Origin of the sequence: Mycobacterium sp. 1465703.0, from assembly GCF_001672975.1 — a bacterium.
Lineage (GTDB): Bacteria > Actinomycetota > Actinomycetes > Mycobacteriales > Mycobacteriaceae > Mycobacterium.
The window spans coordinates 17,028-34,124 of record NZ_LZKU01000277.1 but is presented as its reverse complement, the minus strand read 5'-3'; the positions used below and the strand labels follow the sequence as shown (position 1 = coordinate 34,124).

General features: G+C 67.3%; 17 protein-coding genes. 9 read left to right on the top strand and 8 right to left on the bottom strand.

Annotation, left to right across the window (positions count from 1 at the left end):
- Position 1: 1 nt before the first annotated feature.
- The 3 genes from A5625_RS26145 to A5625_RS26135 form a co-directional block, all read right to left on the bottom strand.
- Complete coding sequence (locus A5625_RS26145; RefSeq protein WP_067001217.1) at positions 2–742, bottom strand: SDR family NAD(P)-dependent oxidoreductase; 741 nt, start codon at positions 740–742, stop codon at positions 2–4.
- 69 nt (positions 743–811) lie between these two features.
- Complete coding sequence (locus tag A5625_RS26140) at positions 812–1,609, bottom strand: family 1 encapsulin nanocompartment shell protein (RefSeq protein WP_067001216.1); 798 nt, start codon at positions 1,607–1,609, stop codon at positions 812–814.
- On the bottom strand, positions 1,606–2,616 hold the full coding sequence (locus A5625_RS26135; protein WP_067001215.1) for a Dyp-type peroxidase: 1,011 nt from the start codon (positions 2,614–2,616) through the stop codon (positions 1,606–1,608). Before A5625_RS26135 ends, A5625_RS26140 begins: the two co-directional genes overlap by 4 nt.
- Before the next feature lie 610 nt (positions 2,617–3,226).
- Between A5625_RS26135 and A5625_RS26130 the strand changes: the two genes are divergently transcribed.
- Positions 3,227–4,534, top strand: a complete 1,308-nt coding sequence (locus A5625_RS26130) for a M18 family aminopeptidase (protein ID WP_156748586.1) — start codon at positions 3,227–3,229, stop codon at positions 4,532–4,534.
- Between the two features lie 19 nt (positions 4,535–4,553).
- Complete coding sequence (locus tag A5625_RS26125; RefSeq protein WP_067001212.1) at positions 4,554–4,901, top strand: VOC family protein; 348 nt, start codon at positions 4,554–4,556, stop codon at positions 4,899–4,901.
- A gap of 7 nt (positions 4,902–4,908) precedes the next feature.
- Here the strand turns inward: A5625_RS26125 and A5625_RS26120 are convergent, their stop codons facing one another.
- Positions 4,909–5,304, bottom strand: coding sequence for a nuclear transport factor 2 family protein (locus A5625_RS26120; RefSeq protein ID WP_067001210.1), 396 nt, complete (start codon positions 5,302–5,304; stop codon positions 4,909–4,911).
- Positions 5,305–5,426: 122 nt separating this feature from the next.
- Between A5625_RS26120 and A5625_RS26115 the strand changes: the two genes are divergently transcribed.
- The 3 genes from A5625_RS26115 to A5625_RS26105 all read left to right on the top strand — a co-directional run bounded on the left by A5625_RS26115 (position 5,427) and on the right by A5625_RS26105 (position 9,255).
- Positions 5,427–6,215 carry a helix-turn-helix domain-containing protein gene (locus A5625_RS26115; protein ID WP_067001208.1) on the top strand — a complete coding sequence of 263 codons (789 nt, stop codon included), beginning with the start codon at positions 5,427–5,429 and terminating at the stop codon, positions 6,213–6,215.
- Positions 6,216–6,296: 81 nt separating this feature from the next.
- Positions 6,297–8,594: a phosphoribosylformylglycinamidine synthase subunit PurL gene (purL, locus tag A5625_RS26110; protein WP_067001206.1), complete on the top strand. Its 2,298-nt coding sequence runs from the start codon at positions 6,297–6,299 to the stop codon at positions 8,592–8,594.
- A gap of 19 nt (positions 8,595–8,613) precedes the next feature.
- Positions 8,614–9,255, top strand: coding sequence for a CPBP family intramembrane glutamic endopeptidase (locus A5625_RS26105; protein WP_067001204.1), 642 nt, complete (start codon positions 8,614–8,616; stop codon positions 9,253–9,255).
- Here the strand turns inward: A5625_RS26105 and A5625_RS26100 are convergent.
- Positions 9,245–10,459 (bottom strand): MCE family protein, encoded by a 1,215-nt coding sequence (locus A5625_RS26100; RefSeq protein WP_067001202.1) that lies wholly within the window; start codon positions 10,457–10,459, stop codon positions 9,245–9,247. The two genes, A5625_RS26105 and A5625_RS26100, sit on opposite strands and share 11 nt — an antisense overlap.
- Positions 10,460–10,478: 19 nt before the next feature.
- Here A5625_RS26100 and A5625_RS26095 point away from each other — a divergent pair, with 19 nt between their 5' ends.
- The 3 genes from A5625_RS26095 to purM all read left to right on the top strand — a co-directional run bounded on the left by A5625_RS26095 (position 10,479) and on the right by purM (position 13,698).
- On the top strand, positions 10,479–10,868 hold the full coding sequence (locus A5625_RS26095; RefSeq protein WP_067001200.1) for a sterol carrier family protein: 390 nt from the start codon (positions 10,479–10,481) through the stop codon (positions 10,866–10,868).
- 137 nt (positions 10,869–11,005) lie between these two features.
- On the top strand, positions 11,006–12,532 hold the full coding sequence (gene purF, locus A5625_RS26090; RefSeq protein ID WP_067001191.1) for an amidophosphoribosyltransferase: 1,527 nt from the start codon (positions 11,006–11,008) through the stop codon (positions 12,530–12,532).
- Between the two features lie 71 nt (positions 12,533–12,603).
- Entirely contained in the window at positions 12,604–13,698 is a 1,095-nt protein-coding gene (purM, locus tag A5625_RS26085; protein ID WP_067001189.1) for a phosphoribosylformylglycinamidine cyclo-ligase, read from the top strand.
- A 67-nt stretch (positions 13,699–13,765) separates the two neighbouring features.
- On the opposite strand, the gene A5625_RS26080 is transcribed toward purM, so the two are convergent.
- Together A5625_RS26080 and A5625_RS26075 are read right to left on the bottom strand one after the other, a co-directional pair.
- Positions 13,766–13,951, bottom strand: a complete 186-nt coding sequence (locus tag A5625_RS26080; protein WP_067001187.1) for a DUF3073 domain-containing protein — start codon at positions 13,949–13,951, stop codon at positions 13,766–13,768.
- A gap of 147 nt (positions 13,952–14,098) precedes the next feature.
- Positions 14,099–15,181: a folate-binding protein YgfZ gene (locus tag A5625_RS26075; protein WP_067001180.1), complete on the bottom strand. Its 1,083-nt coding sequence runs from the start codon at positions 15,179–15,181 to the stop codon at positions 14,099–14,101.
- A gap of 129 nt (positions 15,182–15,310) precedes the next feature.
- Between A5625_RS26075 and A5625_RS26070 the strand changes: the two genes are divergently transcribed.
- Entirely contained in the window at positions 15,311–16,177 is an 867-nt protein-coding gene (locus A5625_RS26070; protein ID WP_156748584.1) for an aminodeoxychorismate lyase, read from the top strand.
- A 247-nt stretch (positions 16,178–16,424) separates the two neighbouring features.
- Here A5625_RS26070 and A5625_RS26065 read toward each other — a convergent pair whose 3' ends face one another.
- The gene (locus tag A5625_RS26065) at positions 16,425–17,081 is read right to left on the bottom strand and encodes an FABP family protein (protein WP_067001173.1); all 657 of its coding nucleotides are present in this window, start codon (positions 17,079–17,081) and stop codon (positions 16,425–16,427) included.
- Positions 17,082–17,097 lie beyond the last annotated feature (16 nt).

The following is a 17,097-nucleotide window of genomic DNA, read 5'->3' as shown; positions in this document are numbered from 1 at the left end:
CTTATGCGGCAATCGCTGACTGCCCTCCGGTCGCGTGCAAGATAGCACCGTTGACGTAGCTTGCCTCCGGCGAGCCGAGAAAGACCACGGCTCTGGCGATCTCGCCCGCATCAGCCACGCGCCTCAGCGTGGTGATCGCCGCGATGGTGTCGAGCACACCCGGAAGGGCCGCAGCCCCAGGGGTGTCGGTCGGCCCCGCAGCCACCGCGTTCACCCGGACGCCCGACTCGCCGAATTCATCGGCCCACACGCGCGTCAGTTGCTCCAAGCCAGCTTTGGTGGCCCCGTAGATCCCGGCGCCGCGTGCTGCCACCGATGCGGCCAGGGTGCTCACGTTCACCACGGCGCCGTTACCCCGAGCGACCATGGCCGGCACCAACTGCTGCACCAAGATGTAGGGCGCACGCAGATTGACGTTTACATGTCTGGTGAAGGTCGCGTCGTCAGTCTCCGCGGTTGCGCCGAACTCGAAAATGCCGGCGTTGTTGATCAGGATGTCTACCGGTCCCGCCTCGCTGGCCAATCGCCGCACATCGTCCGCATTGTCGAGATCTGCGGCGACGAAACGTGCTTTACCACCGGCGTTTTCAATGTCCCGGACGGTTTTGGCGCCGCGTTCGGCGTCGCGACCGTGCACCACCACCTCGGCGCCGCGACTCGCCAGCTGCATCGCGACTTCCCGGCCGATACCTGATGTCGCGCCAGTCACCAATGCGATCGACCCGACCAATGTTGTTGCCATCGAAGCCCTGCCTTCAGGAGAGAAGTTCAATTGCTCTCCCGGTAACCCCGAGCCTCTCGGCGTTTATTCCTAGGGGCTGAGCGGAACCGCTGCCTCTGCGGTGTAGCACAGGAAGGTCAGCGTCTCCTGCAGATACAGCTGCACGGTGTCCGCATCGTGGCTGGTGTAGCCGATCGACACGTCGTGTCCGAGCTGCAGATCGAAGTCGCCGCCGCGAGTGGTCAGCACGAAAGCGCCGTCGATGGCCGGCGCCCAGATGATGTCTCCGGGAACCAGCCGGTCGATGTGTTCGAGGATGGGGTATCCGTGTTCGGTGGTCTCGCTGACCCTGGTGTAGACGTCGGCGGACAGCAGCACCGAGTAGGGACCGTCAACGCCGGCCAGGCGAAGCTCGGAGATCGCCTGGGTGATTACGTCGGGAATCTCGCGCGGGTCGGCGGGCAACGTCAGTGACTTATTCGAGCTGGCCGAGCGGATGCCCTCGATCGACGCGGCGGCATACCCCTCGAAAATGGCCCGATCTTCCACGAAGGCCAGCTTCTTGGCGGCTTCCTTGACCGGGTCCCAGTCGGAGTCGTTGGCGCCGCGCTCGACGTTGTCGATCTCGTAACGCGACAGAGTGAACGGAACCCTCAGTCGGACAAGGGGTTTACTCTCTCGCAAGTGAGCCTCCACGCCCTCGGTGGGTGATGCCACGTTCGCGAGCCGACCGGTGCTGACCGCGGCGGTGACGGGTCCACCGGGCTCGCTGACGTCGACGACCCGGCGTCCGGCGATGTGGCGCTTGAAGGTCCGGGCCGCCTCCAATTCGATTTCTTCCCAGGCGGCTTCGGTGACCGGGGCCAGGTCGCGGTAAAGGTTGTTCATGAAGTGATTCCTTTCAGGCTGCCGATCGAAAGTGAGCCGTTCTGTGCCGCAGGCCTTTCCGCCGCCGGCGCTGTGGGTAGCGGCGGGGGGTCATCGAGGAAGTCGACGGTGGGGGAGAAGAACAATCCGCCGGTGATGGCCGTGGAGAAGTCGAGGATGCGGTCGGTGTTGCCCGGCGGGTCACCGAGGAACATGTTGCGCAACATCCGTTCGGTGACTTGCGGTGTACGTGAATACCCGATGAAGTACGTGCCGAATTCGCTCTTGCCGAGCTCACCGAATGGCATGTTGTGCCGCACGATTTTCAGTTCGGTGCCGTCGTCGTCGGTGATCACGTTGAGGGCGATGTGGGCGTCGTCCGGCTTGATGTCGTCGTCGAGCTCGATGTCTTCCAGCTTGGTCCGGCCGATCACCCGCTCCTGCTCGGTGACCGAGATCGAATTCCACGCCGACATGTCGTGGACGTACTTCTGCACGTGCACATAGCAGGAGCCGGCGAAGTCGGGATCTTCGTCGCCGATCGCGGTGGCACTCACGGCCAGCGCGCCGTCCGGGTTCTCCGTGCCGTCCACGAAGCCGAGCAGGTCGCGATTGTCGAAGTAGCGGAAACCATGCACCTCGTCGACCACGGTGACCGCGTCGGCCATCGATCGCAGGATCCGGTCGGCCAGCTCGAAGCAGACGTCCAAGCTCTCAGCCCTGATGTGGAACAACAAATCGCCCGGGGTGGCCGGCGCGGTGTGCCGTGGGCCGGTCAGCTCGATGAACCGGTGTAGTTCGGCGGGGCGCGGACCGGAGAACAAGCGATCCCAGGCGTCAGAGCCGATCGAGGCGATCGCCGACAACCGTTTCTGCGGCTCGCGGAAACCGATCGCGCGCACCAGCCCGGAAATGTGCGGCAGCGCGTCGTGCACCGTCGCCTCGCCGCCGTCGTCGATGTTCACCACAAGGAAGATCGCCGCGGGCGTCAACGGCGCGAGGATGGGTTGCGGCTGGACGGGAGGCACGTTGGTGACCCTAGCGTGGCGACGGTGAGCGCCGGAAGCGGCGCGAGTAAGGAGCGCGCAATCGGCCCTAGCGTGGCGCCGGTGAGCGGCGGGAGTAAGGAGCGCGCAATCGGCCCTAGCGTGGCGACGGTGAGCGACGGTGAGCGGCGGGAGTAAGGAGCGCGCAATCGGCCCTAGCGTGGCGACGGTGAGCGACGGTGAGCGGCGGGAGTAAGGAGCGCGCAATCGGCCCTAGCGTGGCGACGGTGAGCGACGGTGAGCGGCGGGAGTAAGGAGCGCGCAATCGGCCCTAGCGTGGCGACGGTGAGCGACGGTGAGCGGCGGGAGTAAGGAGCGCGCAATCGGCCCTAGCGTGGCGACGGTGAGCGACGGTGAGCGGCGGGAGTAAGGAGCGCGCAATCGGCCCTAGCGTGGCGACGGTGAGCGCCGGTGAGCGGCGGGAGTAAGGAGCGCGCAATCGGCCCTAGCGTGGCGACGGTGAGCGCCGGTGAGCGGCGGGAGTAAGGAGCGCGCAATCGACCCAAGCGTGGCGACGGTGAGCGCCGGAAGCGGCGCGAGTAAGGAGCGCGCAATCGACCCTGCGTGAAGTGCGGGACGGCGGACAGCCATGATGTTCAACATGTCCGGCGGGCCTCGAAACCAGGAGAAGTCCTCAGCGAGCGCGCAAGGACTCTGCGATTTCATCGACGCCTCTCCGTCGCCATTTCATGTGTGTGCCACGGTGGCCGCTCGGCTGATCGCTGCCGGATACACAGAGCTGAGCGAGGCTGAACACTGGCCGTCCGAGCCGGGCCGCTACTTCACGGTGCGGGCGGGTTCGCTGGTGGCCTGGAATTCGGAAGGAGCCGACGGCCCGTTCCGAATCATCGGCGCGCACACCGACAGTCCCAACCTGAGGGTCAAGCAGCATCCCGACCGGGTGGTCGCCGGCTGGCGTGTGGTGGCGCTCGAACCCTATGGGGGCGCGTGGCTCAACTCGTGGCTGGACCGCGATCTGGGCATCAGCGGGCGCCTGTCGGTGCGGGCCGACGACGCAGACGGCGGAATCGCGCACCAACTGGTGCGGATCGACGAGCCGATCCTCCGGGTTCCGCAGCTGGCCATTCATCTGGCCGAGGACCGCAAGTCGCTGACGCTGGACCCGCAGCGACATGTCAACGCGGTGTGGGGCGTCGGGGATACGGCGCAGTCATTTGTCGGTTACGTCGCGGAGCGCGCGGGAGTGGCACCGAGCGACGTGCTGGCCGCCGATCTGATGACCCACGACCTGACCCCCGCCACGGTGATCGGCGCCGACGCGAGCCTGCTGAGTGCGCCCCGGCTGGACAACCAAGCCAGTTGCTATGCGGGGCTTGAGGCGCTGCTGGCCACGGAACAGGCCGGGCCCTATCTGCCCGTGTTGGTGGTCTTCGATCACGAAGAGGTCGGGTCGTCGTCGGATCACGGCGCGCAATCCGACCTGCTGGGCACCGTGCTGGAGCGAATCGTGCTGGCGGCGGGCGGTAGCCGCGAGGACTACCTGCGCCGGCTGCCCGCCTCGTTGCTGGCCTCGGCGGACATGGCACACGCCACCCACCCCAACTACCCGGAGCGGCACGAACCAAGCCACCCCATCGCGGTCAACGCCGGACCGGTGCTCAAGGTGCACCCGAACCTGCGCTACGCCACCGACGGTCGCACCGCCGCGGCATTCGCACTGGCCTGCCGGCAGGCCGGAGTGACGTTGCAGCGCTACGAGCACCGGGCCGACCTGCCATGCGGATCGACGATCGGACCGTTGACCTCGGCACGGACCGGCATCCCCACCGTCGACGTCGGCGCGGCGCAACTGGCGATGCATTCCGCGCGCGAGTTGATGGGCGCTCACGACGTATCCGCCTACGCGGCGGCGATGCACGCCTTCCTGTCGCCCGACTAACGGCATAGGGTCTGCCGATATGGCGCTCAACCTGGAGATGTTGACCTTCGATTGCAGCAACCCGGCGAAACTGGCCGGCTGGTGGGCGGAGCAGTTCGACGGGACGACGCACGAGGTGCTGGCTGACGAGTTCACCGCCGTGACCTTCGCGCAAGGGTTGCGGCTCGGGTTCCAGAAGGTGCCCGACCCGACGCCGGGAAAGAACCGCGTGCACCTCGATTTGAGCGCGGCCGACGTCGACGCCGAGGTGTCGCGGCTTACCGCGGCCGGAGCCACCGAGGTCGGCCGGCACCAGTTCGGCGACAGCTTCCGCTGGGTGGTGCTGGCCGACCCCGAGGGCAACGTGTTCTGTGTGGTGCGTCAGTAGCCGTAGCTCAGCGCTGACCTACGAAAGCGGGGTCGTAGCGGATGACGTTCTCCACCACCATGCCGTTGCGGGTACGGACTCGGTCGATGCCGCGGATGTGGAACGGTCCGTCCGGACCGGTGCCGTGACCGACGTAGTGCAAGAACACCAGTTCCTCACCCTGGGCGGCCGCGGGGACGGTAGCACTGTCGATCACCTCGAGCCGCAAATCCGGTGCGGCCTCGAGCAATTCGGCGATTTTCGCCGTGTATGCCTTGATCCCCTGGACCGGCTCCGGATCGCCCGGCCAGTAGCCGACGATGTCCTCCGCGAGGATGTCGAAGCCGCGCGACACGGTGGGGGCAGCCCAGTATGCCGCGAAAACCTCGGCGCTGAACTTCGGCGCGGATTGGACGTCCGTCATGGTTCCTCCTCAGATCGGGCGCTCCGATCGAGCGCGTACAGCAAGCGTGTCGCTGGGCTGTGCGCCCCGCAATTACCTCCGAGGTCATCGCCGTGAGTCGCCGGCGTGGTTACCGTTGCCTGGTGAGCCATGCGGCGGTCGGTGAGTTGTTGCGGGAATGGCGCACGCGCCGACGGGTGAGTCAGCTCGACCTGTCGCTGAGTGTCGGTGTATCGGCGCGGCATGTGAGCTTTATCGAGACGGGACGCTCACGCCCCAGTCCGGAAATGGTGCTCACCCTGGCCGACGGCCTCGACATCCCGCTGCGGGAACGTAACAGGCTGCTGCTCGCCGCCGGTTTCGCGCCGCGCTATCAATCGCGTCCGTTCGAGGATGCCGCACTCGCCCCGGCTCGGGACGCGGTGCAGCGCCTGCTCGATGCGCACCATCCGTACCCGGGCATCCTCATCGACCGGTGCTGGAACATCGTGGGGACCAACGCGGCAGCCTCCGCGCTGACCGCCGGCCTCCCCGAGGAGCTGCTGGGCCCGCCGGCGAACGTCTACCGGTTGTGCTTGCATCCCGACGGCCTGGCGGGGCGAACCCTGAATTTCCCGGACTGGGCCGGCTACCTGGTGCGCCAGCTGCGGCGCACCATCGCGCTCACCGGCGACGCGGGATTGACGGCGCTAGACGAGGAGGTACGCGACTACCCGGGGGTCGCCGCTGCGGCGGAAGCCCGGACCGCGCCCCCGGATAGCGCGTCGCTGCTGATCCCGTTCGTCCTCGACGTCGGCGGGGGCCGGCGGTTGTCGATGTTCACGACGCTGACGACGTTCGGGACGCCGCTCGACGTCACCCTCGCCGAACTGGCCGTCGAATTGTTCTACCCCGCCGACACCGAAAGCGCAGACCTGCTTCGCGGCGGGTAGCTCCTGTTAAAGCCGCACGTTCGCGACAAGCGTTAGGGCGGCGGCGGCGCCGGCACGCCCGCCAGCCCTAGACTGTCTGGCGTGACTGTCTCCGGGACGAGTGCGCGCACGCAGGCGATCGACACCGTCGAGCATGCCGCCACCACCCCCGACGAGCCGCAGCCCTTCGCCGAGTTGGGCCTCAAAGACGACGAATACCAGCGCATCCGCGAGATCCTGGGCCGCCGCCCCACCGATACCGAGCTGGCGATGTATTCGGTGATGTGGAGCGAGCACTGCTCCTACAAGTCCTCCAAGGTGCACCTGCGCTACTTCGGCGAGACCACCACCGACGCGATGCGCACCGGCATGCTGGCCGGCATCGGCGAGAACGCCGGTGTGGTCGACATCGGCGACGGCTGGGCGGTCACCTTCAAGGTGGAATCACACAACCACCCCTCCTACGTCGAGCCCTACCAGGGCGCGGCCACCGGCGTCGGCGGGATCGTCCGCGACATCATGGCGATGGGCGCGCGACCGGTCGCGGTGATGGACCAGCTGAGGTTCGGCGCTGCCGACGCGCCGGACACTCGTCGGGTGCTCGACGGCGTGGTCCGCGGCATCGGCGGCTATGGCAACTCGTTGGGCTTGCCCAACATCGGCGGCGAGACCGTCTTCGATGCGTGCTACGCCGGCAACCCGTTGGTGAACGCCATGTGCGTCGGCGTGTTACGCCAAGAGGACCTGCACCTGGCGTTCGCCTCGGGCGCCGGAAACAAGATCATTCTGTTCGGCGCCCGCACTGGGCTGGACGGCATCGGCGGTGTCTCGGTGTTGGCTTCGGACACCTTCGACAGCGAGGGATCCCGTAAGAAGCTGCCGTCCGTTCAGGTGGGCGACCCGTTCATGGAGAAGGTGCTCATCGAGTGCTGCCTCGAGCTGTACGCGGGTCACCTGGTGGTCGGTATCCAGGACTTGGGTGGCGCTGGATTATCCTGCGCCACTTCGGAATTAGCGTCGGCAGGCGACGGCGGGATGGCAATCCAGCTGGAAAGCGTGCCGCTGCGCACCACCCAGATGACCCCGGCGGAGATCCTCTGCAGCGAGTCCCAGGAGCGGATGTGCGCCGTGGTGACCCCGGAGAACGTCGACGCCTTCTTGGCGGTGTGCCGCAAATGGGACGTGTTGGCCACGGTGATCGGCGAGGTCACCGACGGTGACCGGTTGCGGATCACCTGGCAGGGTGAGACGGTCGTCGACGTCCCGCCGCGCACCGTCGCCCACGAAGGCCCGGTCTACCAGCGGCCGGTCGCGCGCCCGGAAGCCCAGGACGCCCTGAACGCGGACAGCTCGACGCGACTGCCCCGACCGGCCACCGGTGACGAGTTGCGCGCCACTTTGCTTGCCCTGCTGGGCAGCCCGCACCTGTGCAGCCGGGCATTCATCACCGAGCAGTACGACCGCTACGTGCGGGGCAATACCGTGCTCGCCGAGCACGCGGATGGCGGCGTGCTGCGCGTCGACGAGTCCACCGGTCGCGGCATCGCCTTGTCGACCGACGCATCCGGGCGCTACACCAAGCTGGATCCCTACACCGGTGCCCAGCTCGCGCTGGCCGAGGCCTACCGCAACGTGGCCGTCACCGGCGCCACCCCGGTCGCGGTGACCAACTGCCTGAATTTCGGCTCCCCTGAAGACCCCGGAGTCATGTGGCAGTTCTCGCAGGCGGTGCGGGGCCTGGCCGACGGCTGTGTGGCGCTTGGGATTCCGGTCACGGGCGGCAATGTCAGCTTCTACAACCAAACGGGTTCGGCAGCGATCCTGCCCACCCCGGTGGTCGGAGTGCTCGGCGTCATCGACGACGTCGCCCGACGCATCCCAACCGGTCTGGGCACCGAGCCGGGGGAAACCCTGATGCTGCTTGGCGATACGCGCGACGAGTTCGATGGTTCGATCTGGGCGCAGGTGACCGCTGATCATCTTGGCGGGATGCCGCCCCGGGTCGACCTGGATCGGGAAAAGCTGCTGGCCGAGGTGCTGCGCGCGGCTTCGCGCGACGGCTTGGTGTCCGCTGCACACGACCTGTCCGAAGGAGGCCTCGCGCAGGCTGTCGTCGAAGCCGCGCTGGCCGGCGAAACAGGTTGCCGCATCGTGCTTCCCGAGGGCGCTGATCCGTTCGTGACGTTGTTCTCCGAGTCGGCGGGCCGCGTGCTGGTGGCAGTGCCTCGCACCGAGGAGAGTCGGTTCCGTTCGATGTGCGAGGCGCGGGGACTGCCCGCGGTGCGCATCGGCGTCGTGGACCAGGCCTCCGACGCGGTGGAGGTCCAGGGCTTGTTCACGGTTTCCCTTGCCGAGCTGCGCGAGACCTCCGAGGCGGTGCTGCCGCGGCTCTTCGGATGAGTGTTCGTAGCGGATCTTGATGTCCGCCAGTCGTTTTCGTCATGCTGGTGCAGTTTGTCTGGCTGCGGGCCTGGTTGGCTGGAGTTTCGTCAGTCCTCGGTTGCCGGCCCGGTGGCGGGCGGTGCTGCAGGCCGGCGTGGGTGGCGCGCTGGTGGCGATCACCCGTGCGCAACTGGGCCTGGCTCCGCCCCGGATATGGTCCGGTGTGCGGTGGGGGTCGTTGGCCGGATTCGCCGCGGCGAGTGCGGTCGGCGCGACCACCCTGCTGCCGCCGGCGCGCCGATCGATGGCCGACCGCGAACCGCCGGCGACGCCGCTGGACTGGCTGCTGCTGCGCATACCGGTGGCCACCGTGTGGTCGGAAGAGTCCGCATTTCGCGGAGCGCTGGCCACGGCCGGTTCCGCTGCTTTCGGTAGGCGCGGTGGACAGTTGTTGCAGGCCAGCGCTTTTGGCCTCTCGCACATCGCCGATGCGCGCGCGACGGGCGAACCCGTGATCGGCACCGTGCTGGTCACCGGACTGGCAGGTTGGCTCTTCGGTTGGCTGGCCGACCGTTCCGGCAGCCTGGCCGCACCCATGCTGGCGCACCTGGCAATCAACGAAGCCGGTGCGATCGCCGTGTTGGCCGCGAAGTCGCGCAACGGCGCCATCAGGGATTGATGGTGTAGTCACCGAGTTGGCGGCCCCACACGAAGTCGACCGCGAGTGGCGAGCCGACTTCGAAGTGGTTGTAGGGAGCCATGCTCGCGCCGGTGTCCATCACCAGGAAGGGGGCAGGCCACAATTCGCGGGTGATCTTCTGCCAACAGCCCGGTTGTCCGCCGGGGCCGCCCGTGGCGTTGGTCCGTGGCAGGTTTTCCGGCCAGATGTACGGGTTGGGGGCACCCGCGATGGCACCCGAGGCGTGGGCGCCCAGCGAGTAGCCGTTATCGCCCAAAGCGTTGTGAATCCGCGGCGCGACTTCGTCGAAATTATGTATGGTGCAATATATTTCAGGACTGTACTCGTCGAGTAGCTGGCTGCTGGGCACCAGGTCGGCGGCGCCGCGGGCCAAGTATGGCCCGCTGCGACCGAAGACGTCGGCGCCGGCGTTGCCCAAGCCGGCCGCCGCCAGCAGCGCGGCGTCCAGGTCGCGTTGCCGGCCGTTGAGCGTGCGGGCGGTGGTCACCGCGTGGTCGAGCGCGTCCCACAGGTCGGGCGAGGCCTGCGCATAGACATCGCCCAGGGCCGCGAACCGCTGAATGTCGTTGCGCAGGGCAGGCATTCGCGGATTCACGTCGTCGAGGACGGTGTCGCCGTGAACCAGTGAGACCCCGAACCTGTCGCCCAGCCCGGTCAACCCCTGAGCTGCAGCGCTGAGCGTCAGATTCACTTTGACCGGATCGATTTTTTCCGCGATCGAGGTGAGCGTCTCGAAGAGGGTGTTGAACTCGGTTGTCACCGACGTCGCATCGATGACGATAGACGGGGTGATTGATTGCGCCACGGGGTTTTTCGGTGCGCTCAACGCGACGTATTTATTGCCGAACACGGTCGTGGCCTTGATCGCCGCCGCCACGTTGGCCGGAATCCGGCTGACGTATTTCGGAGTGATGTCCAACACCACTTTGGCGGCCGGCTTGCCGTCATGCGCCGTCTCCGAAATGCTCGACACCCGGCCGATCTGTACCCCGTTGTAGGTGACCTTGGAACCGGGGTCCATCACCAAGCCCGCCCGGGCGGTCACCATGGTCAACTTCGTGGTCGGTGTCAGGTCGCCGCGAAACTGCAGATATAGGAGCAACGCGATCGCCCCCAGGACCACGATCGTCACCAGGCCGGCGGTCTTGTACGGCGGCCGCGCCCTTGAGCGACGGGGCTCCATGATTTTGAGACCCTAGGGTATGGCCCCCCGCGACAAAGCCGATCCGGCCAAGACCCGGCAGGCCGTGTCAGCAGTCGCGGACTGGCTACGCGACGAAGCCCATCCGGCGCCCGACCGGCAGGAATTGGCGACGGCCGTCCGGCTGACCGCCCGGACGCTGGCCGCAGTGGCGCCCGGACGAAGCGTGGAGCTGCGGATCCCGCCGTTCGTCGCGGTCCAATGCATCGCCGGGCCCACGCACACCCGCGGCACGCCGCCCAATGTGGTGGAAACCGATCCGCGGACCTGGTTGCTGCTGGCCGCCGGAATGTCGACGTTCGCCGAGGCGAAGGAGGACGGCACGCTGCGGCTTTCCGGCTCCCGAGCAGGTGAGATTGCCCACTGGCTACCCCTGTTCGATGTGAGCTGAAGATAACTCTGAAGTGCAGGTTTAGGGATTTGCGACGGCAATTCGTCGGTCAACACGCCCGGCGGATTCGTCGGCGTGGCGCCGGTGCCCGTAGACTCCGTTAGGTCACCAACCGTTCCCCGGGGAGCCGCCTAATCGTGACCGTCCAAGAACCCGAAGAGGACTTCAACGCACCCCGTGAAGAATGCGGTGTATTCGGGGTTTGGGCCCCGGGCGAGGACGTCGCCAAGCTCACCTATTACGGCTTGTACGCGCTACAGCATCGCGGTCAGGAAGCCGCCGGTATCGCCGTCGCCGACGGATCCCAGGTGCTGGTCTTCAAAGACCTGGGTCTGGTCAGCCAGGTATTCGACGAGCAGACGCTGGGCGCCATGCCGGGCCACGTCGCCATCGGACACTGCCGCTACTCGACCACGGGCGACACGACGTGGGAAAACGCCCAGCCGGTGTTCCGCAACACCGCCGCCGGCACCGGGGTTGCCTTGGGCCACAACGGGAACCTGGTCAACACCGCCGAGCTGGCCGCCCGCGCCCGCGACGAGGGGCTGATCGCCAAGCGCGCCCCGGCACCTGCGACGACGGACTCCGACATCCTGGGCGCGCTGCTGGCGCACGGCGCGGCGGATTCCACCCTGGAGCAGGCGGCTCTGGACTTGCTGCCGACCGTTCGTGGCGCGTTCTGCCTGACCTTCATGGACGAGAACACCCTGTACGCGTGCCGCGATCCGCATGGGGTGCGGCCGCTTTCGCTTGGACGGCTGGACCGCGGCTGGGTGGTGGCCTCCGAAACGGCGGCGCTCGACATCGTCGGCGCCTCGTTCGTGCGTGACATCGAGCCCGGGGAGTTGCTGGCGATCGACGCCGACGGCGTGCGGTCGACCCGTTTCGCCAACCCCACCCCTAAGGGCTGCGTCTTCGAGTACGTCTACCTGGCGCGACCGGACAGCACGATCGCCGGCCGGTCGGTGCACGCGACGCGGGTGGAGATCGGTCGCCGGCTGGCCCGCGAGCGTCCCGTCGACGCCGACCTGGTGATCGGGGTGCCCGAGTCGGGCACACCCGCCGCGGTCGGATACGCGCAGGAGTCGGGTATCCCCTACGGGCAGGGGCTGATGAAGAACGCCTACGTCGGGCGCACCTTCATCCAGCCGTCGCAGACCATTCGCCAGCTCGGTATCCGGCTGAAGCTCAACCCGCTTCGCGAGGTCATCCGGGGTAAGCGACTCATCGTCGTCGACGACTCGATCGTGCGCGGCAACACTCAGCGGGCACTGTTGCGGATGCTGCGCGAGGCCGGTGCCGTCGAAGTGCACGTGCGGATCGCGTCCCCGCCGGTCAAATGGCCCTGCTTCTATGGCATCGACTTTCCGTCACCGGCGGAGCTGATTGCGAATGCGGTCGAAGACAAGAAGGAGATGCTCGAGGCGGTTCGGCATGCGATCGGTGCTGACTCACTGGGCTACATCTCGCTGCGCGGGCTGATCGCGGCCTCCGAGCAGCCGGCGTCGCGGCTGTGCACCGCCTGCTTCGACGGCCAGTACCCGATCGAACTGCCCGGGGAAACCGCGTTGGGCAAGAACGTCATCGAGCACATGCTCGCCAATGCCGCCCGCGGCGCCGGACTCGACGACCTGGCGCCGGGCGAAGTGCCGGTAGTGCGCTGAGCGAACTCCGTAGCACTCCATCACCGACGTTTGATACCGGCCGTCAGCGCCGCCCGGTAGCCTTTATCGCGATGACGGATCCCGGAAAAGGTCCCGGACGCCACCAAGGCAGTCAGGGCATCACCTACGCGTCGGCCGGGGTGGACATTGAAGCCGGCGATCGCGCCGTCGAATTGTTCAAGCCGCTGGCGACAAAAGCCACGCGACCCGAGGTCCGGGGCGGCTTGGGCGGATTCGCCGGGTTGTTCGCGCTACGGGGCGATTACCGCGAACCGTTGCTGGCCGCATCCACCGACGGCGTCGGCACCAAGCTGGCGGTCGCCCAGGCGATGGACAAGCACGACACCGTCGGGCTGGACCTGGTTGCCATGGTGGTGGACGACCTTGTGGTGTGCGGCGCCGAGCCGCTGTTCCTGCAGGATTACATCGCGGTGGGCCGGACCGTGCCGGAACGCTTGAGCGCCATCGTCAGCGGCATCGCCGAAGGATGTGTGCGGGCCGGCTGCGCGCTGCTGGGCGGCGAGACGGCCGAACACCCCGGTCTGATGGAGCCGGACCACTACGACATCTCGGCCACCGGCATCGGTGTCGTCGAAGCCGACGACGTGCTGGGGCCCGACCGGGTCAAACCCGGCGACGTCATCATCGCGATGGGCTCGTCGGGCCTGCATTCCAATGGATATTCGCTGGCGCGCGCCGTGCTACTCGAAATCGACCGGATGAACCTCGAAGGCTACGTGGAGGAGTTCGGCCGCACCCTGGGTGAGGAGCTGCTCGAGCCCACGCGCATTTACGCCAAGGACTGTCTGGCGCTCACGGCCGAAACCCATGTCCGCACCTTCTGCCACGTCACCGGGGGTGGGCTGGCCGGCAACCTGCAGCGTGTCATCCCGCACGGGCTGGTCGCCGAGATGGACCGCGGCACCTGGACGCCCGCGCCGGTGTTCGCGATGATCGCACAGCGTGGCCGGGTGACGCGGGAGGAGATGGAGAAGACGTTCAACATGGGGGTCGGCATGATCGCCATCGTGGCTCCTGAGGACACCGACCGCGCCCTGGCCATCCTGACCGCACGGCATCTGGACTGCTGGGTACTGGGCACCGTCGGCAAAGGCGGAAAAGCGGGCCCGCGGGCCAAGATGGTCGGTCAGCATCCGAGGTTCTGAAAAGCCCGGAGTGCGCCTCAACTAACGCGGCGCCGGTGCAGTACGCATCGGCGCCGGGGCGTCGGTTCTAGGGCCGCCAGTTGTCCTGATCATCCCAGGATTCGTCGGAGCCATCGCTGTCCAGTTCGTTGGATTCGTCCGAACCCGTCCCTGACAGCTCGCGCTGAAGCCGCTGAAAGTCGGTCTGCGGAGAACTGTATTTGAGTTCTCGAGCAACCTTGGTCTGCTTTGCCTTAGCCCGGCCGCGGCCCATGGGGGAACCCCCTCGCGCAATAACGGAGCGGCCTAACGAGTAGGCGGCTCCGATCTCCTGGTGTCGTATTGTCCTGCCAAGCAGTTTACCGTGCCTCGCCACTGGGCGTTGGCGCCCCCTGCTCGCTGTGGCGGACGTTACCGTTCATTATCCCGCACCGCCCCGCAACCGTTCAACAGCCAACCGCCCGGCGCCGATTTGTTCGGTCGCGGGCACCGAATCTATATCGATTACCGCAGCCACCGAGGCCTCCGGTCCGGTCGCCAGTTCGGTCTCGGCGGGCAGCCCCCGCTTGAGCAGGGCCAGCGCTATCGGCCCGAGATCCACGTGGTCGACCACCGTGCCCAGGCGTCCGACGGTACGGCCCCCGGCCAGCACGGGATCACCGGTCGACGGCCGGTCCACCGACCCGTCGAGGTGCAGCAGCACCAGCATCCGGGGTGGTCTGCCGAGGTTGTGCACCCGCGCGACGGTCTCTTGCCCGCGGTAGCAGCCTTTGTTCAGGTGGACCGCCCCACCGATCCAGCCCACTTCGTGCGGAATTGTGCGCTCATCGGTGTCGACGCCGAGGCGGGGCCGCACGGCCGCGACCCGGTGGGCTTCGTAGGCCCACACCCCGCTGGGCCGCACTCCGGCCCGGGTCAAGCGATCCTGCCATTCAGCCACCCGGGTCCGCGGAACCAGCAGATCAAGTTCGATTTGGCCGGGCGGAGTGCCCGGCATCCGCCGCACGAAGCCGTCCTCGACCAGAGCCGCGGTCAGCTCGCCGGGCAACGCGTCCACCCCGAGCGCGTCGAGAACTGGCTGGTCAGTCAGCTTCGGGCCGAGTAACGACAGGACGGCCAGATCGGCGTCGGCCGGCGTCACCTCGGACCAGAACACCATCTTGCGCAGGTATGCCAGCAGCGGTTCCGCCCGCCACGGTTCGGTGTCGAGGTAGGTGGTGCCTGCCAGTTCGGTCTGGATCCAGTGATCTTCGACGCGGCCCTGGCCGTCGAGGCTGAGGTTCTGCGTGCTGGCGCCCTCGGGAAGGTCGCTGACGAACTGCGTGGAAATGCTGTGCAACCAGGTCTGCCGGTCCTTACCGGTCAACGTAAGAACGCCGCGGCGTGAGCGGTCGACCAACACCGCGTCGGCGCCGGCCGCGCGCTGCTCACCCAGCGGATCGCCGTAGTGCCAGACAGCGCCGGCGTCGGGTCCGGTCTCGGGTGCGGGGACGGGGTGGCTCACACGTCAACTCTACGGACCGGTACCCGCTTCCAACGAGTGTGAAGTTGGCTTCACCTTCGTGGGGACCGTCGTATGCCGCGCTTAGCAGCCCATTGGATAGGCTTCTCGGTGATGGCCGGCCAGACGGGTGTGATTGTCACGCTGGACGGCGAAATACATTCGCCGGACGCGCCTTTGCTGTACGCCGACGACCTGGCGGCGGTGCGTGGCGACGGCGTCTTCGAGACGCTGTTGGTCCGCGACGGCAGGGCCTGTCTGATCGAATCGCATCTGCAGCGACTGACCCAGTCCGCCACGTTCACCGATCTGCCCGCGCCGGACCTGCCGCGCTGGCGAAGCGCGATCGAGATAGCCACCCGGGCGTGGAGCACGGGCAGCGCTGACGAGGGCGCGATGCGGTTGATTTACAGCCGCGGTCGCGAGGGCGGTTCCGCACCGACGGCCTACGTGATGGTCAACGCCGTTCCCGACCGGGCGACAGCGGTCCGGCGGAACGGGCTGGCAGCGATCACCCTCGATCGTGGGCTGCCAGCCACCGGAGTCGACGCGATGCCGTGGCTGCTGGCCGGCGCCAAGACACTGTCTTACGCGGTCAATATGGCCGCCCTGCGGCATGCAGCCCGCCAGGACGCCGCTGACGTGATCTTCGTCAGCACCGACGGCTACATCCTGGAAGGGCCGCGATCGACCGTCGTCATCGCCGCCGCTGAGACGCCGGACGACAATCTGTGCCTGCTGACCCCGCCGCCGTGGTATCCGATCCTGCGTGGCACCACTCAGCAGGCCCTGTTCGAGGTGGCCAGGGACAAGGGCTATGACTGCGACTACCGCGCCTTGCGTGTTGCCGATCTACATGCCGCGCAAGGTGTTTGGCTGATCTCGAGCATGACCCTGGCTGCCCGTGTGCACACCCTCGATGGCCGTGCACTGGCACCCTCACCCATGGCTGCGGATTTCGCCGAACTGATTGATGCCGCCATCGTCAGCGATCGCTGAGCGCTGAATTCTGTTGTCGGCTTGCGTATCCGCGGGTACGGTCGGCCGTACACAAGGAAGGAGGTGGTCCGAGAAATTGATAGCTTCATGGACATGTGAGGTGGCTGCGCGTTAGCTGCACCGGCTCGGAAGAGCTGGCGACACAAGTGCGCTAGCGAATTCCCCGCAGTCACCCGGCCCCCGAGCTTCCGGTTTTTGTCCAACCAGGAACATGGCTCGGGGGCCGCTCCATGTCCGGAGGTGGTTGCTAACCGGCGAACCGGGACAGCCGCGCCGAGAGGTGCGGCACCAGACCGCCGTCGGCGTCCACTCGCTCCTCGACGTAGGCCAGGTCGCCGCCTTCGACGATGCCGTAGAGCCGTTTGGCGCCGCCGACCAGCACGCCCGACCTGCTACGGGCCAGCGCGTCGGTCACCAGCTCCCATGACGATTGGGTGAGCGGGCGGCCGTAGAACAGTTCGACGTAACCCGCCGAATGGGCCAGCAGCAGTTCGATCGCGTGGGATTCGGTGGGGTCGTCGGGATCGGTGACGAAGCGCCAAAAGCCGGTCTCGCGCAAGCCGCGTTCTTCGTAGTCGCCGGTCTCGCTGAGCCGCCAGGACCGGGCTTCCCAGTTCAAGTAGTCGCCGCCGTCGTGCGAGACGACGATCTGCTGGCCGAACCGGTAGTCCCCGTCGTGTCCACGGCCTTCGCCTTCACCCCGCCAGACACCGACCAGCGGCAGTAGCGCGAGCAAGGCATCGTTCAGGTTGGCGCCTTCGCGCAGGTTCGCGGTGTCGGCGGGCAGCGGCAGGTCATCGTACGACGGGATGTTGCGGCCGGCGGTCAGCTTGGCACGCTCAGCGGCGGCCGCCACCGCCCGGTCGCCGGAACCGGCGGAGCTCAGCGGTTCGTCGGTGCTCATCTGCGCCGCTCCTCCC

Coding starts and splice junctions, on each gene's coding strand:
- A5625_RS26140 (WP_067001216.1), bottom strand. CDS start 1,609: ATGAACAACCTTTACCGCGACCTGGCCCCGGTCACCGAAGCCGCCTGG.
- A5625_RS26080 (WP_067001187.1), bottom strand. CDS start 13,951: ATGGGCCGCGGCCGGGCTAAGGCAAAGCAGACCAAGGTTGCTCGAGAA.
- A5625_RS26100 (WP_067001202.1), bottom strand. CDS start 10,459: ATGGAGCCCCGTCGCTCAAGGGCGCGGCCGCCGTACAAGACCGCCGGC.
- A5625_RS26095 (WP_067001200.1), top strand. CDS start 10,479: ATGGCCCCCCGCGACAAAGCCGATCCGGCCAAGACCCGGCAGGCCGTG.
- A5625_RS26065 (WP_067001173.1), bottom strand. CDS start 17,081: ATGAGCACCGACGAACCGCTGAGCTCCGCCGGTTCCGGCGACCGGGCG.
- A5625_RS26130 (WP_156748586.1), top strand. CDS start 3,227: ATGTTCAACATGTCCGGCGGGCCTCGAAACCAGGAGAAGTCCTCAGCG.
- A5625_RS26145 (WP_067001217.1), bottom strand. CDS start 742: ATGGCAACAACATTGGTCGGGTCGATCGCATTGGTGACTGGCGCGACA.
- purM (WP_067001189.1), top strand. CDS start 12,604: ATGACGGATCCCGGAAAAGGTCCCGGACGCCACCAAGGCAGTCAGGGC.
- A5625_RS26120 (WP_067001210.1), bottom strand. CDS start 5,304: ATGACGGACGTCCAATCCGCGCCGAAGTTCAGCGCCGAGGTTTTCGCG.
- A5625_RS26105 (WP_067001204.1), top strand. CDS start 8,614: ATGTCCGCCAGTCGTTTTCGTCATGCTGGTGCAGTTTGTCTGGCTGCG.
- A5625_RS26125 (WP_067001212.1), top strand. CDS start 4,554: ATGGCGCTCAACCTGGAGATGTTGACCTTCGATTGCAGCAACCCGGCG.